The organism is Rectinema subterraneum (assembly GCA_009768935.1).
GTDB classification, from domain to species: Bacteria; Spirochaetota; Spirochaetia; order Treponematales; family Rectinemataceae; genus Rectinema; species Rectinema subterraneum.
This window is the reverse complement of sequence record WESA01000041.1, coordinates 1-24,314: the sequence shown is the minus strand read 5'-3', so window position 1 is coordinate 24,314 and position 24,314 is coordinate 1. Positions and strand designations below refer to the sequence as shown.

General features: G+C 50.3%; 20 protein-coding genes and 1 CRISPR repeat array. Of the genes, 7 read left to right on the top strand and 13 right to left on the bottom strand.

The genetic code is table 11. From position 1 onward, the window contains the following. The 3 genes from GAP13_RS13110 to GAP13_RS10045 form a co-directional block, all read left to right on the top strand. A partial coding sequence (locus tag GAP13_RS13110; RefSeq protein WP_222126195.1) for a hypothetical protein occupies window positions 1-201 on the top strand: 201 nt, incomplete at its 5' end. Between the two features lie 15 nt (window positions 202-216). Next, complete coding sequence (locus GAP13_RS10050) at window positions 217-498, top strand: toxin (RefSeq protein WP_158908185.1); 282 nt, start codon at window positions 217-219, stop codon at window positions 496-498. Beyond that, window positions 495-761, top strand: a complete 267-nt coding sequence (locus GAP13_RS10045; protein ID WP_158908184.1) for an antitoxin — start codon at window positions 495-497, stop codon at window positions 759-761. The genes GAP13_RS10050 and GAP13_RS10045 overlap by 4 nt, the downstream gene beginning before the upstream one ends. A 139-nt stretch (window positions 762-900) precedes the next feature. Here GAP13_RS10045 and GAP13_RS10040 read toward each other — a convergent pair whose 3' ends face one another. The 12 genes from GAP13_RS10040 to GAP13_RS09985 form a co-directional block, all read right to left on the bottom strand. Beyond that, a complete protein-coding gene (locus GAP13_RS10040; protein ID WP_158908183.1) occupies window positions 901-2,139 on the bottom strand; it encodes a putative CRISPR-associated protein in 1,239 nt (412 codons plus the stop codon). Between the two features lie 35 nt (window positions 2,140-2,174). Further along, window positions 2,175-3,350: a Card1-like endonuclease domain-containing protein gene (locus tag GAP13_RS10035; RefSeq protein WP_158908182.1), complete on the bottom strand. Its 1,176-nt coding sequence runs from the start codon at window positions 3,348-3,350 to the stop codon at window positions 2,175-2,177. A gap of 82 nt (window positions 3,351-3,432) precedes the next feature. Continuing rightward, entirely contained in the window at window positions 3,433-4,569 is a 1,137-nt protein-coding gene (gene csm5 / locus GAP13_RS10030) for a type III-A CRISPR-associated RAMP protein Csm5 (protein WP_158908181.1), read from the bottom strand. Next, window positions 4,566-5,504, bottom strand: a complete 939-nt coding sequence (gene csm4, locus GAP13_RS10025) for a type III-A CRISPR-associated RAMP protein Csm4 (protein WP_158908180.1) — start codon at window positions 5,502-5,504, stop codon at window positions 4,566-4,568. Before csm4 ends, csm5 begins: the two co-directional genes overlap by 4 nt. Continuing rightward, a complete protein-coding gene (csm3, locus tag GAP13_RS10020) occupies window positions 5,501-6,217 on the bottom strand; it encodes a type III-A CRISPR-associated RAMP protein Csm3 (RefSeq protein WP_241864338.1) in 717 nt (238 codons plus the stop codon). The genes csm4 and csm3 overlap by 4 nt, the downstream gene beginning before the upstream one ends. Window positions 6,218-6,234: 17 nt before the next feature. Further along, the gene (gene csm2, locus GAP13_RS10015; protein WP_158908179.1) at window positions 6,235-6,627 is read right to left on the bottom strand and encodes a type III-A CRISPR-associated protein Csm2; all 393 of its coding nucleotides are present in this window, start codon (window positions 6,625-6,627) and stop codon (window positions 6,235-6,237) included. Continuing rightward, window positions 6,627-9,011, bottom strand: a complete 2,385-nt coding sequence (gene cas10, locus GAP13_RS10010; protein WP_158908178.1) for a type III-A CRISPR-associated protein Cas10/Csm1 — start codon at window positions 9,009-9,011, stop codon at window positions 6,627-6,629. The genes csm2 and cas10 overlap by 1 nt, the downstream gene beginning before the upstream one ends. Beyond that, complete coding sequence (gene cas6, locus GAP13_RS10005; RefSeq protein WP_158908177.1) at window positions 9,001-9,927, bottom strand: CRISPR system precrRNA processing endoribonuclease RAMP protein Cas6; 927 nt, start codon at window positions 9,925-9,927, stop codon at window positions 9,001-9,003. The genes cas10 and cas6 overlap by 11 nt, the downstream gene beginning before the upstream one ends. 156 nt (window positions 9,928-10,083) lie before the next feature. Beyond that, a CRISPR array of direct repeats spans window positions 10,084-14,025; the repeat unit is 36 nt; unit sequence GTCTTAATCCCTTCTATCAGGTCTAAATCTCAATAC. Window positions 14,026-14,232: 207 nt separating this feature from the next. Next, window positions 14,233-14,520 (bottom strand): CRISPR-associated endonuclease Cas2, encoded by a 288-nt coding sequence (gene cas2, locus GAP13_RS10000; protein ID WP_158908176.1) that lies wholly within the window; start codon window positions 14,518-14,520, stop codon window positions 14,233-14,235. A gap of 1 nt (window position 14,521) precedes the next feature. Continuing rightward, on the bottom strand, window positions 14,522-14,797 hold the full coding sequence (cas2, locus tag GAP13_RS09995) for a CRISPR-associated endonuclease Cas2 (protein ID WP_158908175.1): 276 nt from the start codon (window positions 14,795-14,797) through the stop codon (window positions 14,522-14,524). Between the two features lies 1 nt (window position 14,798). Further along, window positions 14,799-15,884 carry a CRISPR-associated endonuclease Cas1 gene (gene cas1, locus GAP13_RS09990; protein WP_158908174.1) on the bottom strand — a complete coding sequence of 362 codons (1,086 nt, stop codon included), beginning with the start codon at window positions 15,882-15,884 and terminating at the stop codon, window positions 14,799-14,801. Between the two features lie 185 nt (window positions 15,885-16,069). Further along, entirely contained in the window at window positions 16,070-18,511 is a 2,442-nt protein-coding gene (locus tag GAP13_RS09985) for a DNA translocase FtsK (protein ID WP_241864337.1), read from the bottom strand. Between the two features lie 355 nt (window positions 18,512-18,866). On the opposite strand from GAP13_RS09985, the gene GAP13_RS09980 reads away from it, so the two are divergent. From GAP13_RS09980 to GAP13_RS09970, 3 genes are read left to right on the top strand one after another with little or no spacing between them, the layout of a single operon-like run. Beyond that, entirely contained in the window at window positions 18,867-19,397 is a 531-nt protein-coding gene (locus GAP13_RS09980) for an FKBP-type peptidyl-prolyl cis-trans isomerase (protein WP_158908173.1), read from the top strand. Window positions 19,398-19,457: 60 nt separating this feature from the next. Beyond that, window positions 19,458-19,850, top strand: coding sequence for a NusG domain II-containing protein (locus GAP13_RS09975; protein ID WP_158908172.1), 393 nt, complete (start codon window positions 19,458-19,460; stop codon window positions 19,848-19,850). Then, complete coding sequence (locus GAP13_RS09970) at window positions 19,834-21,243, top strand: Gx transporter family protein (protein WP_158908171.1); 1,410 nt, start codon at window positions 19,834-19,836, stop codon at window positions 21,241-21,243. Before GAP13_RS09975 ends, GAP13_RS09970 begins: the two co-directional genes overlap by 17 nt. A gap of 218 nt (window positions 21,244-21,461) precedes the next feature. On the opposite strand, the gene leuS is transcribed toward GAP13_RS09970, so the two are convergent. Then, on the bottom strand, window positions 21,462-23,894 hold the full coding sequence (gene leuS, locus GAP13_RS09965) for a leucine--tRNA ligase (RefSeq protein ID WP_158908170.1): 2,433 nt from the start codon (window positions 23,892-23,894) through the stop codon (window positions 21,462-21,464). A 150-nt stretch (window positions 23,895-24,044) separates the two neighbouring features. Between leuS and GAP13_RS09960 the strand changes: the two genes are divergently transcribed. Beyond that, the coding region (locus GAP13_RS09960) for a hypothetical protein (protein ID WP_503473381.1) at window positions 24,045-24,314 on the top strand (270 nt) is incomplete at its 3' end.

Sequence of the window (24,314 nt, the reverse complement as noted above, 5' to 3'; positions counted from 1 at the left end):
AGTATTGCGGATTCATCAGGGCGAGTAAAGGAGATGGCGGGGGGACAGATATCGCAGAATATATCAGTTCCTGCGCCGTCTCGCCGTCAAATTCTGCTCGCACGAGTGTTGCGCGGTTTGGAAATCGCAAGATTAAAAAATGAAAAATCGTGCTATTCCGGGAAAAATTTTGTTTATTGTATTGACTTTAGGCACACATAAAATTAGTATATTTGCATGAGTTTCCGCTGGAACGAGAAAAAGAATGCCTTGCTCAAGCAAGAAAGGCATATGTCGTTCGAGAGAATCGTCGTCGCCATTGAAGAAGGTCATCTGATCGGTGTTTTGGAGCATCCGAACAAAGAGAAGTATGCAGATCAGATGATCCTGGTTGTCGAAATTGACGAGTATGCTTTCTGCGTTCCATGCGTGAAAGAGAAGAATGGCGATTATTTTCTGAAAACGCTCTATCCGAGCAGAAAATATACCCGATTCTTCAAGTTAGGAGGCAAATTATGACAATCGATGAAGATAGAGAACTCATTCAATCTGTGGAAAACGGCGAGTGGCAGCCTGTCAAGGATTTCGACTCCGTAAGGGAGGAGCTGGTCAAGGCAGCAAAAGAGACCGCCTTGAAGGATTACCGGATGAACATCCGGATTTCGAAACGGGATGTGGAACTGCTGAAGGCCAAGGCTCTCGAGGAAGGCCTGCCCTACCAGACCTTTGTGACGAGCATCCTGCATAAATTCATCACGGGGAAATTGAAGGAAGGGGTCTGACCCCGTTTTTTAAAAATTACATGCAACGGAGCAGGCTTTCGGAAACGGGGAAACGGGAGGATGAAAATGAGAAAGGGGGAAGATGGGGAAGATAATGAGGATTTTATTTTTATGATCTTATTAATCGATCTTAAAAGAATTATCCATACGCATCGACATTCCTGTTTAAATGAACCAGGGCAGCTCGCAGGTACCCACTATCGATTTCCGAGCCTGTCAGCATCCTGAAACGGGCGCCAAAATTGTCATTGTCCCGGAAATATCCGATAAGCTGCTTTTCGCCATCGATTTCGCCGAGAAAGAATCCTCTTCGTTTGATACCGCGCTGCTTGTCGTACGGCAGTGAGACTATGGTAGCAATCCATTGCTCTTTCTGCCAGATCCGCTCGATGTATTCCCTGAACCCTTTGGGATAGTGATCATCCCTGAGGCGCGGTTCTTTTCTTTCGGATTCCGGAAGCGGCGGCGGCAGCGGCAATGCCGCAAACGATTTGTCGCTTCGCAGGGACGCTTCAATGTAAATGAGCCCAGCATGGTTGAGCGCGAATAAATGCTCGGATCCTGTTTTTTCGTCTTCGAAGAACAGCCTGATCCTTGAAAAATCCCGGTTCGCCGTCAGTTCCGAATAGGTTCCAATTTTCCTGTCCGACTCGAAATACGAAGCGAATTCCGGCAGGGTGAGCGTGAGTGCCGGCTCATAATAGAATGCCGAAAATAGATCATTGAATTTATCAAAATAACTAAAATCAAGCGCGACCGGCATCGGCGGAAAATCGATGATCGTAGAAAACCGTTCGTGCTTATAGATTACATCGATCCCGAGAGCCTGCCCGAACATGACCGCTATTGCGATTTGCGCCTTGTACCCGCCTGTTGCATCGATTATGACCTTTCCGGGCTCTCCCGCTTCTCGTATTACCTGCGAGATTGCCCTGACAAGATTCAAGAGGCCCGATTTCTTGAACAGAATCGGATCTGCATCCTGCAAATCCTTGATGACGCGATAGTCTGCCTGCAAGGAGGAAAGCTCCTTCTCCCTCTTGGCTCTTTCCGTGTAGTATGCTTTCAGTACACCACCAGTGTTGATGCCATCCTCGGTATCGGAAACCAGAAACACTATTCTGCCTATAAACTCATCTTCCCTTCGAACCCTTGAAAGAATGAACTCGATGGTGTTGACCTCGGCGCCAAGCATCCTCGAAGCAGGCGAAATGTCGAGCATGGCCCGGGCCAAGGCGTTCCAGTCCTTCACATTGTATGCCTGGACCAATTTGTCTACATTTTCGCCGTTGGCATCATTGCCGGCCCCACTGCCAAACCTTGCAAGATTTCCCTGAAAGAAGCTTGTCCCGACGGTGCAGATCAATGTTTTTGGCATATCTGGTCTCTCTTTCCCGAACTTTTCAATGAAGTCTACTTCAGGCACGCAGCTAGTTCGAGCTTCAGGGCATCTTCATCATAGATAATGTCATGATGGATGATTTTCAGATCCAGGTCCTGCGCCCTGCTCAAGGCATTGTTTCTTTTTATTTTATCGATAGTTACTATGATTGGTGATGAAGTCAGCCCAAAATTCCTGCGGATCGCAGCTTGCTTATATAGTGTATCCACAAGAAACGAAGCGCCTGATTGATCAGATTCCAAAGATGTCTTGCATTCAGCATACCGGAACGCATTGCGGTGATTGATCAGCGCCACATCCAGCTCATTTTCCAAACCTGCCCTTGTCTTGATATGCAGACTCAAGGCAATCTGCTCACGGCCCAACTCCGGCATGGTTTGCAGCGCTTTATGATAAAACCACTCCTCGAGCCAGCCTCCGGACAAATATTCAATTTGCTTTTTCGTTATGGAACCAATATCAAAATGGGCTGCTGAGCAGAAATCCTGCATTAAATGCAATTCTTCCGCGGTGGGGGACCATTCTGCGCTATCCTGTAGGACTATCTGAGGCATTTCACCTTCGCGCAGGGAAATTGACTTGTCCGACGACAATTTGGGTTTCCTCGCATTTCTCAATTTTCTGAACAGCTTTCCCGCAGTGCCCCAACGCTCCGGATACTCCAACATGATAGCACTTGTCGTTTCAGCAGCTGCAATGCAAGCTTCCTGCCTGTTGATCGCAGTTATTCCGCATGCAGAAAGGTATTCATCCAGCGACAACAACCGAGGATCCACCGCATCATCCGCATCAATTCTCTTGATACAGTTCTTTCCTGCCGGCTGATAGAAAAAGCTCACCCGTGGCCGAGTATACAGTTCATCGAAGCGTCTAAAGTAGGAATGCACCGCGAGCGACATGATCTTGGTACCCAGAGTCAAATCTATGAATGCAGTGTCATATTCAATCCATCGAATCGTATCGAGATGGCTGCTGAGCTCTGATACCGAATCCTCGTTCTGTACTACAATCTCTCTAATCTTCCATTTTCTGCCAAGGGATTCCTCAAGATCATTGATCTTGCCCTTGTCTTTCATCTTCTGGGTAGTAACGACGAAAACATCATCGCCGACTTCCGCGAGAGACGAAATGAATAACGCAGATGGAACGACTTGATCACTCAGGAGAGTCAAGAGAGTTTTCTTCATGCTTCATCCTTGCATGGAAACAATTGAGCCAACAATCGCTCATGCGCAACACAGATTTCTGTTACAGCCTTGCCCAGAGTAGTCATTCTTTCTCTACTGAAAATGCACACCAGCCCATCAAATAGTAATTGTCGTTGTATTGTAGAAGCGTACGTGTCTTTCCATATCCCTTGTCCGATTTGGGCTTTCGGTAGTCTTCAACAGTGACACTTTCTACATGGCTCCAGCGGCCGATGCGGATGAGGTGTTCTCCCTTTTCTTGCATGCAGTCGATGCGGTCCGCCAAAGCATCAGCTCCAATTTTCACCGCTTCATCAGAGCTCTTGATCATCCTGTTGTACTCGGAATCAAAGGCCCTGTTATAGAACTCATCGCAGGCTTCCAGCATTTCCTCGAGCCTGACAGGTTTCTGGTACAGTTTCTGGCCACCCCTAGAGCCCAAGGCCCTGCTGCCCGGCGGAACAATTGCAGAAAAGAGCTCGTCATGGATTATCAGGTCGCATGATGCCTCGGTCGGGCTGCCGTCGATAAGTTCTCCCTTAAGCACCTCTGCAAAGATCGCTGCCTTATTGGAAAAAGGATCGTCATATCTTGAAGAAAAATGATACATGATCATATTGCTCACCAGCTGGCTGCCCTTGGGCGAAAAGGTGCAGTCTCCGATTGCAAGGGCTCTGAGCGGATCATCATTAGGCGCGGAGAAAAGCATTGCTCTGCTCTGGAATTTCCTGTCAAATTTGGTTCTGCTTGCCTCCTGAGCGGCTTCTTCGAGCAAAGCTCTGTTCATCATGCTCGCTCTCTTGTCGAGAAGCGCTGTGCGGATCGCCCCCTTAATCGACGAGCCAGGTACGACAGGAGCATGCTTGCTGTTTCTATACATGATCTCGACTTCGAGCGCATTGTTGATATCGTCTTTTCTTCCATCGAATTCAGATTCGAATTCCTTCGATACTTTACATGCATACAGTACTGCGGGCATTCTCACTTTTTCGCCGAGATACTTCCGCAATCCGATTAGGTTGTTTGATGAACAAAACTGAGAAAACTGCTGTTTTTCTTCCTTTGGCAGAGATTCAACTATCTTCTCAGGAGAGAAGACAGCATAGAGCCTGCCTCCACTCGTTGAGGAAAGCAATGAATATTCAAGCGGCGTGAGGACATCACCAGTCCCTACATGGACAGCGGTCAGAGGCCGCAGGGTGAATCGATAGCGCTTCATGAAGGCTCCTCGCTGTAGCGGATTATTGGCGCCCAGCCCTGCTGAACAATGCGGTTATCCGAGTGGACATTCCGAACCATTGAACCGATATAGGGCCGCATCCCCTCATGGAAACTGAAAGTCGCTCCCTGATCGAAGAAGACGATCGGCTTCTTGAACGGATTCATGGAATCCCCCAACTCGAATGCAAGCTTGCCCCTGCGGACAAACGTGTTCGCTCTCAAGTCATTAATAGGACTATCCGCTGGTGGCACAAAAGGGCCCAGGGCCATCGCCCGGTTGCCGCTGGAAGGGAATTTCGCCTCCTCGAGCGAGATTACCTCGATGTGCCCGGCCCCTGTCGACGTGTCTGCACCAAAGCCATTCTCGAACGCCCAATGGCTTATCTTCAGGAGAATGTCCTTTTCGAACGAAGCCAGCAGGTAGATGTCAAAAACAGGATTGGGCAGCTTCTGGTCTCCATCCTTCCATGCGAGCCATTTTTCAGGAACTACAAAAAGACCGATATCTTCCAATGTTCCCTGACCAAACCGATCCACGGTAGCATGTAGTCTGTCGTTTTCTATCTGCAGGATTTCCTTCTGCTCGCTGGCTGCGCGCTCGATGGTCTCAAGAAGCAGGCTTTCGCTGAGCGGTTTGCCTTCTTCGAATAAGGTAGAAGGAATATACTTAATTTTTTTAAGCTGTTTGAGACGGCTGTACTTCTCTTTCTGATCTGCCCAGGTTACAGCCAAGATCGGCTTCGGGAGATATCCTTCGGGGAATGCGCTCGAAACGATAAAAGGCTTTTCTTCAAGTGAATCCAGAAATTCTGCGACGGATTTCTGGCCCTCCCTCCTGGCGATACCGCATACAAAATGCCCGAAGATCGTATCTCCGACCAGGGGTGTCACTATCTTTCCGAACAGCTGAATCTTCAGCCGGTAAAGTGTCATTTTTTCATTACCTCATGCAGTTCGGGCAAGGTGACAGGATTCCCTGATTCATCTTTGAGGTCCTTGAACTCGATTCTGCCGTTGCCCCTGCTGCCGCCGCCGCCGAGATAGTCGTTCTGAAGCACTGCAAGCCCTGCCAGCACCACATCCTTGAAAAACTTTTCGTCGGTCTTGCCGCCATCGCCGTCATCAAAAACACGATAGGCGATTTCAAAATCAAATTGCACACCAGGAACTACTCTCTCCAAGAAACGAGGGTTTGCTTCTGCTGTTATCCTGTTGAGACTGTTTTCGTTTTTTTCTTCCGTAAGCGGTTTATTACTGAATGCCTTTTTTGACTCTTCACTGAGGCGGGAATCCCTCACAATCAGCCTTGTTGGACCTCGCCCATTGGTTTCTTCGCTGCTTCTCTTGCGGTCTATCGCTGCGCCGAATACCCTGCAGATTGGGCAATCGCTCCGCCCGCAGCTGCATGGCTTGCCTTCATTTTTAGCGATTTTCTCGGGAACAAGCAGAAGCTCCATGAGCGAGCGCATTTTGCCCTTGATCGAGGAACCAGGGATGTAGGGCTCAAAGGTAACAGGATCTTTGATAATAGGATTATCCATGCCGCTGATTTCAATCGAATCATTACCGGCTCCGATTTGCAGGCCGGTCTTGACTTCAATCTTGCCTTTTACCGTCTTTATGTCTACCAATTTCATATCTTTCATCTTGTTTGCTCCTTCGCTTATACTCTCTGTTTGGTCTTGGCATAGTAGAAGGCATACAGCGCCTCGAAATACAGCGCGAATGCTACGTAGTCCTTCTGCGTTCTGACACTGGCAATACCTTCATTGATGATCTTCTCCAGTTCCACCCAGTCTTGTTCATTTTTAGAATTGTTTTTCCTGCCTCTCTTTATTGTGTAAGCAACATGAGCCCGCTGGAGCTGGACAAGAGGAGCTATCACATCCCAGCTCTCGCCCTTCTCGAGCCTCTGAGCAAGGGATTTGATCTGGCTAAATATTCTTCTCATTTGCGTGGGAGTAACTTGCAGCACCTTTACGGCCGCATTCTCAGCTTCCTGCCCCAATAGCTCGGGTCTTATGCTTTCCGTACCTGATTTGTAAAATTGCATCATTATCGTCCCTCCTCCTTTTTCTTTTCTGGTTCTCTATTTGCATACAGCGCATAGGTTGCAGGAATACGTGCGAGTTTCATCATGCCGGCATCGACTGCAAAACCTTTCATGGTATTGACGATTTCTTCAGGCAATTTTTCCCTTGCCTCTGCCCGCCTCAGATTGTATAAAAAGTGGCTCTTCCAAAGTGCATTCTCCTTTTTGATGTCGCCTTTCTCGAACTTCTCGGCCTTTTCCGACTGGGTTACCAGCCCGTATACAAGAGAAGTGCTGATTCTTCTATTTCTGAGCCAAGTGGAGAGATCTTTCCCTTTCCTTATCAATTCCTCGAATTTCTCCCATCCCATAGGGAGGCCTAGGAACGCAATGCTGTTCTTGCCAGGATTGCCTTTTGCAGCTTCCAGTTGCTCTTCCGCTTCATCTGCCATCCTTGCCACAGGGAGTCCCTTGCCTACCAGCGCAATACCTGCAGAAATAGTCAAATCAGGGTTGTCGCCCACATATCGGCCGAAGTCTTTCCTGATCTCAGTGGCAAAATCGATGACTTCCTGCCAAGGCCCGATCACGCAGAGATCGTCTCCTCCAGAGTACACTGTATAGATGTTCCTGTAGGATTGTTCGATGACCTGCCGCACCCGGACCGAGAAGAAATAATCCAGCATTCTGCTCAGTGTCGCATAGCGTGAAATCGAGAGCTTTTCTGCAAGACCTCGGCTGAAAATTGAACCGAGGTTGTCCAAGTCAGCTTTGAACATTGCGAGATGATCCGCGCCTTCAGCTACTCTTGAAATTTCGCTGAACTCTTTTACGCTCCCGTCCTCATTCCTTGGCACCGTGTAGGGAAGCCGGCATATTCCCCTTCCTCGTTCGTAACTGTTCACAGCGGCAGATCCAGCTTGTTCGCTCGCAGTTCTGGCGTCTTCGAGATCTTCCCTGAATTCCAGCGTCTCTCCGTCAAGAAGCCTCAACCCATGCCCGGAAGCAGGCAAGAGCCTGATATACTGTGTTTTCGGCAATCTCGCACCAGTCTCTATCAATGCTTCACAATAGTTGCAGAAATCGCTTTGCTCGCGAGCAGGCCGGGCATCGCACATGTCACAGACTTTCCCTCCATTTCGTATTGCACTTTCTATTGATGAGTAATAGAAATCGAGCACATGCCCGGTTTTCTCAAGGCCTTTTCTGAGCTTTCGGAATTTAGACGTGCCAGACAGCAGCTGAAGGTTCTTGAATGTGGATTCGAATGCGGAGCCCTTGATTAAGAAATCATTAAAACATGCAGGAAGACCCTCCGAAATCGAAAGCGCAAGGCTTCCGAGATAGCGCTTGAGAAATTCGACGTCTATTGTAGTTCGCAATGCATCGAGCGTGTTCTCTGCTTTTTCGACATTGGGAAGCACCATGAAAAACCTTCCGCCAGCAGCGCTCAGTATGCCGAAGCGGCTCATGCTGAAAGCACGCATGATGCTTCTTACAGCAGATTCTGTAATCGCTCGGATCTCGAAGCTTCTTGCCCTTAATATCTTTGCGCTGTTCTTTGTTGTTTTCAAATCGAACAAGTATTGCTGTATGCCAGAAATGTCGCCCATGACGAGCAGGAATTTCTTCTCGGTACGATTCATGATTGCCATTTGGTCATGGAGTGTCCCATTCGCTTCATGGTATCGGAAAAGCGCGGACGAGAATGCGGCGGTAGTCCTTGCATGGTCATAGAGGCTAATATCCGGCAGGTTCATTGTGCTCGATGGTATAGCCCATGTCCAATGCTCAAGCACTGCATCAATCGCAGAAAGAAAATTTTCAAAATCGGTTTCCCTTATCGTGCGCAGATCATCCAGAAGACCTTGCCATACTTGCGCATATCCTTCTTGGCTGTTTTTAATATCTGGGTGCGGATGAATATTCTTCTCTTCGAGGGGAGCAACTGCATAATACATTGGTGTTCGAGTTGATCGCTCCCGGTCAAGTCCGATGGACGAAAAGATCGATAGTTGGGCTTGTTCGATATACGAGCCTTTCTGCTCAGCTTCGATATCCTTCTCGAGGCGGTCAGCGCCGCTGGAAATTCTATCGCTTTCTGCAATAATTGATTCTGCCCAGCTGCTGGGATTGTGATGGCTTGCAGCAATTCTGGCAACGACCTCAGGCCTCAGGCTTTTTGGAAAGCTCGAATTGCCCTCGAATACCTTGAGGATTGCGCCATGCGTGTACCATGCATGCTGATGGGTATATATAGTGCTGTCACGCTTCTTTGGAAGCAGCTGTTCCTCCATATTTGGTGTTCTACAGCTTTCTTCCCCTGCTCTCTGTGCGATTTTGCCAAGGTCATGCAGCAACGCTGCAACAACTATTTCTTCGTATCTCGTATCAGAATTATCTCCCATGGCTTACCTCTCGAACCTCTATGGCCCCCAGCCCGAAGCTGGTATTTTTCCCAATCCCTACAGAAGAGCACAATTCAAGCATATTCCAGTCATTCTCAGGAGCCTCTCCGCCAATCACAAACGAACCGAGAACCCCACCGAGCTTCATCACGGATTCTTGGCGCCTTGAATACCTTGTAAAATCGCACCATTGCAATTTGCGGTCGGCGATCTCAACAGCGCTGTTCTCCAGGCCAGGGGATGAATTCTTTTGAATGCTGTCCTTCTCATCGCCATAGAGGGCAAATAGCGTATCGACCCTGCGCTTGCAGGCCTCAAAGAAATCCCTCGCACTGAACTCAGACGAATAGCGCCCTCTTGTCTTAAACCGGACCGGCGTCCTGCATTCGATCAGATAGCGTCTCTGGCTTAAATTCTTTCCCTCGCGTACAGTCAATTCCGCGGTTTCGATTTTGCTCAAATTTATTTTTTCGCCATTATCCAGGGGAATGCCGCTGTCGGTAAAAGCATGGACCTCAAACGGAGTGCGGGAGCGGAAGAGCCCTTTTTCACCTGCTATTCTGAACGCATAAATAATATGCGGCACATATTCAACACCGCGCCCGAAAAGCTGAAATCCGAATTCAAGCTGGGAAATGGTTTGCCCTATCAGTACAGGCACTTCGATCCTGAAAGGATGACTTGCCCGATCCCTCCCCGGCAGTACATCATTCCCTTTAGGCAATATCGATTCGAACAGATAGGCATACGCGCATGTCGCCACAAAAGGACATTCAGGACATAGAGTATTATGGGAAACACAATGCATCCGCTTGAGGTTCAGCCCCAACACACTACGAAGAGCGAATGCTGGAAATACATCAACATACACAGGGCTAGCAAAATCCAGCCTGAACTTCAGTTCCGCAATTTTCATGATGATTTCTTTATTTCGAATTCTATCCCATTAATGGCTGGTGTCAAGAGCTGATTTTTCTATTTCGCTCCCACCATTCTAACTGAGCGTTCCACTTAAGAACACTAGCACGAAGCTTCTAGAAGGCTTATTCAAACCGCCAGCTCTCCCGAGAAGGCGGGAATCCCTTCTATCAGGTCTAAATCTCAATACGAATGCTCGCTATGCAATTGCAGTAGCATTGAATCGCTTGTCTTAATCCCTTCTATCAGGTCCAAATCTCAATACCCCGCGCCCTGGGTCGCAAGGGCGGGCTGGCAAAGTGTCTTAATCCCTTCTATCAGGTCCAAATCTCAATACCCCAGATGGGGAGTTTTTTGGAGTAGTAGAGGTCTGCGTCTTAATCCCTTCTATCAGGTCCAAATCTCAATACTCTCAATGAGATCCGCCAAGAGCTGGCGGATATCATGGTCTTAATCCCTTCTATCAGGTCCAAATCTCAATACACTGGCTGAAGCAGTTGAAAAACTGCTTCTGGACTCACTGGTCTTAATCCCTTCTATCAGGTCCAAATCTCAATACCTACCGCAAGCCGCCCAAAGAATGAGACAATCGCCCCGCTTGTCTTAATCCCTTCTATCAGGTCCAAATCTCAATACTCTGATCCGGCCTGGGCGGCAGCAGCCCGACGCTGGTGCAGTCTTAATCCCTTCTATCAGGTCCAAATCTCAATACCATTATTACAGCAGTTGGATTGAGCTTAATCCAGCCGCGCGTCTTAATCCCTTCTATCAGGTCCAAATCTCAATACAAGAATGAAATTGGAAAACCTTCGAAGAAGGTTTGTCTTAATCCCTTCTATCAGGTCCAAATCTCAATACAGGGAACTGAATGAGCATATAAAATATGCTCATCCAGAAGGCCTTAATCCCTTCTATCAGGTCCAAATCTCAATACTCAGGCGCGCAGGGCTCTGGATGAGCACATCGAATGGGCGTCTTAATCCCTTCTATCAGGTCCAAATCTCAATACTCATTCAAGCGCCATGATTTTAGTAGAGAGGTATAGGAAGGTCTTAATCCCTTCTATCAGGTCTAAATCTCAATACGCGGTCGACTCCGTGCGGGCAATTATGAGGCAGGTCTACGGGTCTTAATCCCTTCTATCAGGTCTAAATCTCAATACTGGCGGAGTCGAAGAAATGAGTTCGCCATGGATGACGGTCGGTCTTAATCCCTTCTATCAGGTCTAAATCTCAATACGTCGCTATCGCAGGTCGATGTGGACGCTGTATATGATGTCTTAATCCCTTCTATCAGGTCTAAATCTCAATACCCGCGGACATTTCCGCCGCAGCCCGCGCCCTGGGTCGCGTCTTAATCCCTTCTATCAGGTCTAAATCTCAATACTTGGAACGGGCGTCGGCTATAGGGCCGAAGAGCCCATTTAGTCTTAATCCCTTCTATCAGGTCTAAATCTCAATACCAGCATATGCTGCTCCACACGCCCTCCTCCTCAGAGGGGTCTTAATCCCTTCTATCAGGTCTAAATCTCAATACTCTTGATGAGATCCGTCAAGAGCTGACGGATCTCACGGCCGGTCTTAATCCCTTCTATCAGGTCTAAATCTCAATACTTCGCGCGCAACGCGCTGGAGCAGCATATGCTGCTCCACAGTCTTAATCCCTTCTATCAGGTCTAAATCTCAATACGCGGGCTAGGAGGTAAAAGAAGATGAAAGAATTCGTTTGTCTTAATCCCTTCTATCAGGTCTAAATCTCAATACAAGATCACACTAATAGAATATTATTGATGGCGGGGGCCAAGTCTTAATCCCTTCTATCAGGTCTAAATCTCAATACATACCCATCCTCATGTTTAGTACAGGCAAAGACTCGCTCGCGTCTTAATCCCTTCTATCAGGTCTAAATCTCAATACTGGCTGGAATCTCCGACAATATGAGAGTGACGGCGAGTCTTAATCCCTTCTATCAGGTCTAAATCTCAATACACGGCAGCGAGGGCTTTTTTATCTATATTAGTGATACGTCTTAATCCCTTCTATCAGGTCTAAATCTCAATACTGTATGATACTGCCCGGCAGGTGATTGCCGGACAGTACGAGTCTTAATCCCTTCTATCAGGTCTAAATCTCAATACCGTTTATTAAGTCACTGAAAAGTGACGAGCAAAAAGCCCTGGTCTTAATCCCTTCTATCAGGTCTAAATCTCAATACCCGCGCGTGATTATCATATTATTCAGGGTCGGCCGGCGTCTTAATCCCTTCTATCAGGTCTAAATCTCAATACTGATACTGCCCGGCAGGTGATTGCCGGACAGTACGAGAGTCTTAATCCCTTCTATCAGGTCTAAATCTCAATACAGGCCGGGCGCCTACATGGCGTTTCGGCCGAGCGCGTCTTAATCCCTTCTATCAGGTCTAAATCTCAATACACGAGGCAATCGAGCGAGAAGAAAAGGCAAGATCAATGTCTTAATCCCTTCTATCAGGTCTAAATCTCAATACCAGGATATGGCGGAAAGCATACCGGCCGTAAGCCCAGAGTAGTCTTAATCCCTTCTATCAGGTCTAAATCTCAATACCCGCCACCTGATTCAAGAAATTCTGCTGGGCGTCCGTGTCTTAATCCCTTCTATCAGGTCTAAATCTCAATACCAAAAGTTTACCAAACCCACTATTGAAGAAGTTGAAAGCTAGTCTTAATCCCTTCTATCAGGTCTAAATCTCAATACCCGACTCAATCCTCGCGCGCTTTCAACAGGCCGGCGGATCCGGTCTTAATCCCTTCTATCAGGTCTAAATCTCAATACTTTATATATCGAGAGAGAGAATAAGCCCTCGGGCGCGTGAGTCTTAATCCCTTCTATCAGGTCTAAATCTCAATACATTCCTCTGCGCTATGAGGTTATTTATCTTTTTGTTCACCGGTCTTAATCCCTTCTATCAGGTCTAAATCTCAATACAATCAAAGCTGAAGCGCCCGAAGCGTGGGCCGCCGCCGTGTCTTAATCCCTTCTATCAGGTCTAAATCTCAATACTGCTCCACGAGCCCTCATCCTCCGAGGAGGAGGAGGATGGTCTTAATCCCTTCTATCAGGTCTAAATCTCAATACAGTGACGAGCAAGAAGCCCTTGGACGATATATCGTCCAAGGTCTTAATCCCTTCTATCAGGTCTAAATCTCAATACACAAGGGACACGTAGGCGATTGATGCTGCTTGACGGTCTTAATCCCTTCTATCAGGTCTAAATCTCAATACACTACTCCGCCGAAGACATTGATGAGCGATTGGGGATCATGTGTCTTAATCCCTTCTATCAGGTCTAAATCTCAATACCTGAAGAGGGTGGGGTATTTGAAAAAGACTGCCAGGGAAAGGTCTTAATCCCTTCTATCAGGTCTAAATCTCAATACACTGTGGACAGATCGTAGGAACCGGCGTCGGCTATCGGGGTCTTAATCCCTTCTATCAGGTCTAAATCTCAATACACTGTTAATGGCGGGGGCCAACGGCGGCTTCCGCGGATCGGTCTTAATCCCTTCTATCAGGTCTAAATCTCAATACAATACTCGCCGGACGGCGAATATTTCGCCGTAATAGAGATCTGCGTCTTAATCCCTTCTATCAGGTCTAAATCTCAATACCCGACAGTAAGGAGGAGGAGGTATTGTAATGGTGTTATGGAACTCTTAATCCCTTCTATCAGGTCTAAATCTCAATACACAGAGAAGGAAGTATGCAAGGAGAATGAACAATTCGCAACTCTTAATCCCTTCTATCAGGTCTAAATCTCAATACTAGGGGCGTAGAACGCGATGAAGGCAACAGGATTATCGCTCTTAATCCCTTCTATCAGGTCTAAATCTCAATACATGAAGCATTAGAAGGGGATGTCCTGCCTTGTGAGGGGCTGCTCTTAATCCCTTCTATCAGGTCTAAATCTCAATACGGGTATTATGAAGATTGATGAGCGATTGGGGCTCATGGCTCTTAATCCCTTCTATCAGGTCTAAATCTCAATACAGTAGAGAATATGACGAATAGAAACGGAAATAAAGCTCTTAATCCCTTCTATCAGGTCTAAATCTCAATACTGCATTTCCTGTATTCCTTTGCCAAGCAACAACTTGAGAAATGCTTTCCGCTGATGTCCTGGCAATCATGCCTCCTATTCACGATTGTGCCGGAATCAAGGTAATGCGAAACTAGATTATTTATTCTCATACAAAATGATATTTCCGCCCGCCAACCTGCCGAAAAATCCGCCATTTTGGAAACCTCCGAAGGTCTGCGCGCTTCCTTCAAAGAATTATTGTCTTGTCTGCGCTATCGGTATCGAGAGTATCATATAGTCTTTTCCCGAACCGCTCAACTGAGGCATAATCATATTGGCACAATGGAATGTAGGCGATAGAATCGGGATCCTCCATGATGAGGGAGATTCTTTTTTCAATCATGTCGAGAACCGATTTATCTGCAACAATCTCGAAAACGGACCGCTGTATCCGGTTGCCGTATGCTTCAAGAATTTTTGCCGTCTTCCTAAGCCTTTTGGGATCAGTGATATCATAGACAACGAGCCAATGCATTTTATAGTATGATAACCTCTTCCGGATTGATCAGATCGTTCGGTCCTTGCAGTCTCGAAAGCCTCCTGCAATCATCGCACAAGGGATAAATGACGATGGAATCGACTTTCTTGTTGATGATGGCGGGAAAACCTGTTACGAATTTTTCGATTATTTCTTTCGTGCAATCCAGCTGGAATACGGATTTCTGCAGACGAATTCCGAAATGCTCGCAATATGCCGCGAATTTCCTGAGCCTTTTGGGATTCGAGATATCGTAGGCAACTAGATATATCATATCATTTGATCATGAATGGCTTGTATTCAGTCTCTTCTCCTGCCAGCAGCATTCTGAACCTGTGGACCTGAGCCGCGATTATCCGCTGGTAGGACATTTTTGTATTGTCAGGCGGGTAGAAAAGCTCGCTATCCATCTTTTCCTCGAACTTGAGGGCGACTTTGCGAGCGCCTTCCTTGCTCAGCAGGACTCCTTTGACCGAGTCGCTCGTTTCGATCCGGTCGTTTTCAGCTATGGCAGATTCATCATACTGAAGCGGGGCGTCATCGCTGTCTTTGCTGAAATCGACAGTTTCAAAATCTCCTGCCGTAAGAATGCCAAGGTTGAACAAGGAACATGCCAGGGTGTCGCACACAGGCGCCCTGAATTCCTCCATGAGGTCGAATGTCAGGCTCCTTTTGCCGAATTCTAGTGTGTGCAGGTAACCGACATATGGATCGAGCCCTTCCATTTCAATGTACGCATCCACCCGGTACATCAGGAGAGTGTAGAGAAAGCTGAGGACAGCGTTTACATTGTCCTTCGGTGGGTTCATCGACCTTCCCTTGAACACTGCCCAGTCAGGAATAAGATTTAGTCTGAATACTGAGAAATACAGCTTTGATCCCATACCTTCGTGCCCGCGGATGCTGTCGACGCTGGTCGCCGCTGGCAATGTATCCAGGTTCCGCTTTGCTTGGCCGATAACCTGGTCCACGTTGATCGATGCATTCTTCCTGTTGATGCGTTGCATGTACGTAATCTGGTTGGCCAGTTTGCCTGTGGCGACCGAGCGCGCGACCGCCAGACAGAAATCAGGATCACGGAGTGAATCATACTGGCGCTTGCGGAGAAACACATTCTTTCCTTCCTCAAACTGGAGCTTGCCATTAAAACGGCCGTTCGCGCTCAGGAAAATGGTGTCGATCCTGTGATGCATGAGCATTCGCAAGGCGCTGCCGGTAATCTCGACATTTCCAGAGATGATGATTCTGTCCGTCCTGTGCAGGAAAAGCTTGCGAACGTCACCTGTAGGAGAAGAAAAAATGAGTGCATCATTTTGCTTGGACAGCTTGCCATGGTCGGAAATGATATAAATGGTACCCATTTGGTTATTCCTTATATATTATCATTTTGGTAATCTTTGAAATTGTTTCTTTTTCAAAAACTGCTTTGCGATGCAATAAGGACGATGCCCTTCGCCGAAACAGAATGAGCATCATCAGTCCTGGAATTATTTTACTTCAAGTATTGTCAAGAAGAAAGTTAAAAAAAGGGGTCTGACCCCCTTTTTTAAATTTTGTCGCTCCGGCCCTCGCCGCCGCCGGGGCTATCAAACACCTCAGGATTCCGAAGCACATCGCGGGGCTTGGAGCCTTGGGCGGGGCCGACGATGCCTTTTTCTTCCATCATTTCGACGAGGCGGGCGGCGCGGTTGAAGCCGATTTTGAGGCGGCGTTGGATGAAGCTCACGCTGGCTTTGCCCTGCTGGAGGACAATTTCGAGGGCTTTTTCAAAAAGGGGGTCAGACCCCTCTTCATCGAAAAGGGTGGGTTCTTCGAGGTCTTCCTCATCGATGAAGATTTCGTCGTCGATGTATTCGGGTTCGCCGAGGGTTTTGACGTGAGCGACGACGCGCTCGACTTCTTCTTCGGAGACGAAGGCGCCCTGCATGCGGACGGGGAAGGGGTCCTGGGCGCCGGAGAAGAGCATATCGCCGCGGCCGAGGAGTTTTTCGGCGCCGACCATGTCGATTATGGTGCGGCTGTCGAATTTGCTCGCGACCATGAAGGCGATGCGCGAGGGGATGTTGGCCTTGATGAGCCCGGTGATGACGTCGATGCTGGGGCGCTGGGTGGCGAGGACGAGGTGGATTCCCACGGCGCGGGACATGGCAGCGAGGCGCGCGAGGGTGGATTCGAGTTCTTTGCCGGTGGTCTGCATGAGGTCGGCGAACTCGTCGATGATAACCACGATATAGGGAAGCTTTTCCTGGGCGAGGTTGCGCTCGCGAACGCGGCGGTTGTAGGAGCGGATGTCCCTCACGCCGAGGCTGTCGAGCATGGAGTAGCGGCGCTCCATTTCGCAGATGCAGTACTGGAGGGCCTGGAAGGCTTTTTTCGCTTCGGTGACGACGGGCGTCATAAGGTGGGGGATGTCGTTGTAGAGCTTGAGCTCGACGATCTTAGGATCAATGAGCATGAGTTTGACTTCTTCGGGCGTGCGCTTGTACAGGATCGAGAGGATGATGGAATTGACGCAGACGGATTTGCCCGAGCCAGTTGCGCCCGCGATGAGGAGGTGGGGCATCTGGGTGAGGTCGACGAGCTGGACTTCGCCGGCGATGTCCTTGCCGAGAGCGACGGGGATTTCCATCTTGGTCTGGCGGAAGTGATCGCTCTCGATGAGCTCGCGCAAGGAGACGATAGCGCGGCGCTCGTTCGGCACTTCGATGCCGACGGCGTGCTTGCCGGGGATGGGCGCGACGATGCGCACGCTGGAGGCGGCGAGGCGAAGGGCGATGTTGTCGCTCAGGTTGGTGATCTTCGAGATTTTGACGCCGTGAGCGGGCAGGATTTCGAACATGGTGATGACGGGGCCTTTGCGGATGCCCGTCACTTCAGCCTCAATGCCGAACTCGGCGAGGGTTTCCTTGAGGACGCCGGCGCTGGCGCGGGTCTTGTCATCGATGATCCAGTACTGGCCATCGGGGTAGGTGTTGAGGAGGCCGTCGATGGGCACATGGTAGGTTTTGGCGGCTTTGCGCTCGAGGATGCGCTCGACGATGGCCTTTTTGGGCTCATCGCCCGGCTGGGCGGGGCGTGCGGGAGGGACAGAGGTGAAGGAGATGCCAGCGGCGTCGAGGGCAGCGGTTGCGGCCGGGGATGGGTTGGCCTGGGCGGCTGCGGCGCCGGGGGCCGGGCCGGAAAAGTTAAAATTCGGGGTCTGACCCCCAGATTTAAGCGGATCTGGCGCGGGGACCTCGGGGATGTGCAAGCTGATATTCTGCTGTGCCAGCATTTCGGCGCGGGCGAGGCGGGCTTCTTCCTTGCGCTTGCGTCGCTCCTCGCGGCGCATGGAGATGTTCTTGACAAAAGTCGCCAATTTCTCGCCAAAGCTCTGCCCCTTGCCAGCCTGCGCTCTCTCGGCTCGGGTTTTGATATAGCCGTTCGTTTTTAGCCATTCGGTGAGCTTGATATAACCAGCCACGACGATGACAAGGCTCGCTGCGAAAAGAAAACCTAAAGCCGCATACAAAGAGGACAGCCCAACCTTCGCCATCGAAGGATGGCTCTCGAAAAACTGCCCCGGATTGCTCGATAGTCGCGCAAAGGCGGTGACCACCACAAATGGAAGCGCAGAAATTCCCAAAAGATAGGTAAGCCGTGGACAGAATTTCGGCACAAAGGCGAGCGCCGCAGCCCAAAAAAGCCAAACTGGCAGGTAGTATGCCGCCCACGAAAAAATACCAATCAGCATCTTGCCCGGCACCACAATCGGCTTCCAGACAGAAGGATAGCGAGTCCAGATCAGCATGGACAGAAGTGCCGACGCCCCCAGTACGATAAATGCAATCGCCACAATGCCGCGGGCGCTTTTGAAAACTGACGGTTTTGTGCGGCCCCCGTTCGAGCGGCCTCCGGCCGCACTCCCTCCGGCCGCACTTGCTCTGGTTCTGGGCTTTCTTGCGACGACGACTGAGGCTTTCGCATGGGTTTTCTGTTTTGCTTCCATGGGCACTAATATCCTGTTTGATTATCGGCATCCGGAAGGCCAAGTGTTACGAAGATTGCATATTTTGCTTAGCAACTCAAATGCGTAGCAAAAATGAATTGCTCCAGCAAGAGTAGCTGGGGCTCTGACTAAGGCATATGCAAGGTTCATAACACTATGTAAAGCTTGTGCCGCAGGCCATAATGAATACGCTCTGCACTGCATGCAGTCCGCCGCGCTCTTTGCATATTTCCCGATTTTTATCGAAACTTTATTCCCTATCCATTGCCGCGCAAGAGAATAATCTATTATACTTCAGAAAAAGGATGTCCGCGGTTGCGGCTGTATCCTGGAATCCATCATTTAAGGAAAGAATATGGAAATCAAAAAAGATCGTGTCGTCACAATCGACTATACGCTGCGTGACGATACCGGCCGGCTTATCGACTCATCCGCGGGATCCGAGCCTCTTGTCTATCTGCATGGCAATGAGAATATCATTCCCGGGCTGGAAAAAGAGCTCGAAGGCAAAAATCCTGGCGAAGCTATTGAATGCAGCATCAAGCCGGGCGATGCCTATGGGGACAGGGACGAGGCTCTCGTGTTCAAGGTCCAGAAAAAGGATTTCGGCGAAAATGTCGAAGTCGCTCCCGGCATGCAGTTTGAAGCGCATGGCGAAAATGGCGTGCAGATTGTCACGGTCGTTAAGGTTGATGGCGAGGAAGTCACGCTCGATGCGAACCATCCGCTCGCCGGCGAAACCCTCCATTTCGATGTGAAGGTTGTCGATGTCCGCGAAGCGACGCCGGAAGAGCTTGAGCACGGGCATGTGCACACCGGCCATGACCATGAAGAATTCGAAGAAAACGAAGAAGACTTCGAAGTCGAAGATAGCAGCGAAAGCTGATGTATTTTATTTTGAAATAGACACATAGCGCTGCCATTTGTGCCGCGCGCATCGATATTCATGAAATTTTATTCAAAGGTGCGTGTCCGGTTTCTCGATCTGGTTATCTTTGGGGTGGCTGCCGCTCTGGTTGTTGGAACATCATTGCTGGTGCTCAATCGCCAGAGCGGCACTCGTTATGTCCAGATGACGGGAGAAACCGGCGAGTGGATAGCTCCCCTCAACAAGGATGCCGAGTATCAGATACCCGGTCCATTGGGCATTACCTACGTGCATATTCACGACGGCACCGCAGCTGTTGTGGATTCGCCTTGCAAGAACAAGCTGTGCATTCTCGCTGGCGCGATATCGGAACCGAATCAATGGGTGGCTTGTCTGCCCAACAAGGTGTTTGTGCGCATCACGAGTAGCGGCACAAATGACAGCGGAGGTGTCGATGCCGGCGCCTTCTAGTCCCTCCTGCGGCAACGTGCGCTCGCGCTTTTCGAATCGAGCCGATGTAACAGCCTTGCTCGCTGCGTTCTGTTTCTTTCTGTCTGCCATTGAATATATGCTCCCAAAACCCCTGCCGTTCATGCGGCTGGGTATCGCCAATTTGCCTATTCTGCTCGCTGTGGACATGCTGCCCTTCAACTGGTTTCTTGTGCTGGCAGCTGCGAAAGTTGTGGGCATGAGCATTGTGTCGGGAACACTGTTCTCGTATGTGGCGCTGTTCAGCCTGGCTGGGACGATGGTCGCAGCGCTCGTGATGCGCGGGGTGCGGCGAACTGGCGGGCACGCAGTATCGCTTGTCGGGGTGTCGGTTGCGGGCGCGGTGACATCGAATGCGATGCAGATGCTGATTGCTCGGTATGTGATTTTTGGCGAGGTGGCATGGCTCATTGCTCCGCTCTTTTTGGTGACGGGGCTTATTACAGGCACGCTGATGGGCTTTTTTGCCGAATTTTTCGTTGAGCATTCGGGGTGGTATTCATGCGCGATGGGTGAGTCTGATGATTTGGCCTTCGGGTTTGAGGATGAAGAAGGGGGCAGCGGCGAAAGTGGAGCTAGCGGTGACTCGGCTGCCGCCGAATCTAAAGACAGTGCTTCTGCGCGCGTACAGGGCGCATCTGGAAATGCTGCAGATTTCAGTTCGCAAAATGAAAAAAAATTGAAGCCTGACCGGGGAGCCCGCAAATCGCAGAGAAATGAGCGCCGCTTCGAGCGCCGCCATCGCTACGAGGACATGTTCGAGCCATGGGTCGGAGCATTGCTGGGAGCCGGAATCGCCATTTTCTTTCTGCTTCAGAGGGACATTGTCGCAAAAGTCCTGTATTTGGCTGTATTCATTCTGTGGACGTGGTTTGCGGGGAAGCGTTTTTCGCTTATATCGACGCTCGTCGTATCCGCTGGAATCGTGGCAGCCAATCTGCTTATTCCCTCGGGTCGCGTACTCGCAAAAATCGGCCCGCTCGCGATTACTCAATTTGCGCTCACTGAAGGCTTGTCAAAAGCGCTCACGTTCGAGGGGCTCATTTACTTGTCAAAAGCAGCGATCATGCCGGGCTTGCGGTTCCCGGGGCGCTTTGGAAGCATTATCGCACAGGCGTTCCAGTACTACGATCGAATCATTGAATACCGTGGGAAAGTGCATGCAAAAACGGTTATCAGCGACATCGACAGGTTATTGCAGGTAGTATGGACGAGCGCGCGGATTTCTGGCGAAGCAGAAGCAAGCGCAGCGTCAAAGGGCGCACAAGCCGGACCCGCACATCGCTCCCGGGTGCATCGCTCGCTCATCCTTGCAGCGGGAATCGCAGCCGCAGTGGTCATAATTCCCTTTGCCGCCAAATTAATCGCATCTTAGCCGTATTTTTGCTGATTTGATCCGTGCGCTTTGCGCCGCAATACGGACCGATTTTAAAAGAGCAAGCTTGCCAAAAAAAGAAAAGGGACTGCCCGAATCCGCGGGCAATCCCAGCCTCCTTGAACCACGCACTGCTCCCGGGAAAAGCCGGATTTCTGATCAGTGTGCGGGTCCAAAAGCGAACCACAAACACTCTAGTGCGTTATTCAACTTCCATTTTACCCCTTGATGACAAAGTTGACAAGCTTGTCTTGTACAGCAATCGCTTTAATTATCTCCTTGCCCGCGAGCCAGTCGGAGATTTTCTCGGCCTGACGGGCCATTTCGACAAGCTGTTCCCTGGCGGTACCGGCGGGAGCGGTGAATTTGCTGCGCACTTTGCCGTTTATCTGGACGACGATTTCTTTTTCCTCGTCGTGGGTGAGGGCTTCGTTGTAGGTCGGCCAGGCGGCCTTCGACACGCTCTCCGTGTGACCGAGCTTTGCCCAGAGCTCTTCGCCGAGGTGGGGGGCATACGGCGCAATAAGGAGCACAAAAGGCTCCCATGCAGCGCGAGGAATGCTCTCGAGTTTCGCAAGCTCATTCGAGTAGATCATCATCTGCGAGATGGCAGTGTTGAAATTGAGTGTCGCGGTGTCGTTTGTCACCTTCTTGATGGTCTTGTGCAGGAGCTTTTCGAGCTCGGGGCTCATCAGTGCATCGATGATGGCGCGCTCGGACAGTGCCCAGATGCGCTCGAGGAAGCGCGAAACACCCACGAGCCCCGCAGTTGACCATGGCTTCGAAACTTCGAGCGGGCCCATGAACATTTCGTAGACGCGCATGGTGTCAGCGCCATAGTTTGCGACGATATCGTCGGGATTTATGACGTTGCCGCGGCTTTTGGACATTTTCTGGTTGTCCTCGCCGAGGATCATGCCCTGGTTCACAAGGCGCATAAAGGGCTCATCGGTATTGGCGAGGCCAAGGTCGTACAGCACTTTGTGCCAGAAGCGGCTGTACAAGAGGTGGAGCACCGCATGCTCTGCGCCTCCGACATAGAGGTTGACGGGCATCCAGTAGTCGATTTTGGATCGGTCCGCGAAGGCTTTCGGGTTGTGCGGATCGAGATATCGAAGGTAGTACCAGCAGGAGCCGGCCCATTGCGGCATGGTATTGGTTTCGCGCCGGGCGGGACCGCCGCATTTCGGGCAGGTTGTCTGCACCCATTCTTCGATGGTCGCGAGCGGGGATTCGCCGGTGCCTGTGGGTGCGTAGGATTTCACTTCGGGGAGGGTGAGAGGCAGGCTCTCTTCCGGAAGCGGGACAATACCGCAGTGCTCGCAATGGACGACTGGGATGGGCTCACCCCAGTAGCGCTGGCGGCTGAAGAGCCAGTCGCGTAGTTTGTAGTTGATGGCCTTTTTCCCGATGCCGCGCTCTTCGAGCCAGGCGGTGATGCGCTGTTTGAATTCAGCAGTGGGCAGTCCATTGAATTCGCTGGAGTTGACGGCGATACCTTCGCCTTCGAAGCACTCGGCGGGCTCGCGGTCGAAGGGGCCTGTTTCGCCGGGCTTTGCGACAACCTGGATAATGGGGAGGTTGAACTTCTTGGCGAAATCCCAGTCGCGCGAATCGTGAGCGGGAACGGCCATAATGGCGCCGGTGCCGTAGGAGATGAGAACATAGTCGCTGATCCAGATAGGAATGCGTGCGCCGTTGACGGGATTGATGGCATAGGCGCCGGTGAAAACGCCGGTTTTGTCCTTGGCGAGGTCGGTCCGCTCGAGGTCGCTCTTGGCGGCGGCTTCATCGATATACGCGTTGACTGCTGCAAGGCGATCGGGGGTTGTGATGCTCGGAACGAGCGGGTGCTCGGGCGCGAGGACCATGTAGGTTGCGCCAAAAAGCGTGTCGGGGCGGGTTGTGTAGATTTCGAGAGTCGCATCGTGCCCATCGATCTTAAAGATCACCGTGGCGCCTTCGGACTTGCCGATCCAGTTGCGCTGCATGAGCTTGATCGGCTCCGGCCAGTCGAGTTTGTCGAGATCTTCGAGGAGGCGATCTGCGTAGGCAGTGATTTTCAGAACCCATTGGCGAATACGCTTGCGCACGACTTTTGTGCCGCAACGGTCGCAGTGGCCGTCTTTGACCTCTTCGTTTGCAAGGCCTGTTTTGCAGGAGGGGCACCAGTTGATGGGCATTTCAGCTTCGTAGGCAAGGCCTTTTTTGAAAAGCTGAAGAAAGATCCACTGAGTCCATTTGTAGTACTCAGGATCGCAGGTGGTGACTTCGCGCGACCAGTCGTACGAAAAGCCCAAGGATTTTATCTGCGTGCGGAAGCGATTGATATTCGTATAGGTGGTTACAGCGGGGTGCGTGCCTGTCTGAATTGCGTAATTCTCCGCGGGGAGCCCGAAGGCATCGAAGCCCATCGGGTGGAGGACATTGTAGCCGTTCATGCGCAGGTAGCGGCAGTAGATGTCGGTCGCGGTATAGCCCTCGGGATGGCCGACATGCAGACCCGCTCCCGATGGATAGGGGAACATATCGAGCACATACCGGCGCTTTTCTTTGGGATAGTGCTCATCTTCGACCGCGCGGAAGGTTTGGTCTTCTTCCCAGCGCTGCTGCCACTTCTGTTCGATTTCCTTGAACGGATACTTCGCCATGGTTTCTCTCCCGATGCGATGGCTGAATCAATATATTGCTATGGATACTACTCAAGTGGCCGATGCATGGCAAGTATAGTGTCATGAACCTTGCATATGAATTTGAAGTGAAAGCCTCTCTTTATGCGTCTATAAGGAGAGGAGGCTTTCATGCATCATTTTCATTTTTGCCCAAACCCGGCCTGTGCGTATCACCAGCACGCACCGAAAGAACGCTGGTTCGTCGCCGCAGGCTTCTATGTGACCAAAACCTTCGGCAAAGTCCAGCGCTTCCGCTGCCAAGCCTGCGGCAAGTACTTCTCTACCCAGACCTTCAGCCTCGATTACTTCGCCAAGCGCAGACTCTCCTATCCCCAGATCGAAACCCTGCTCAGCTCTTCCATGAGCATTCGCGCACTCTCACGATTCTTCTCTGCTTCG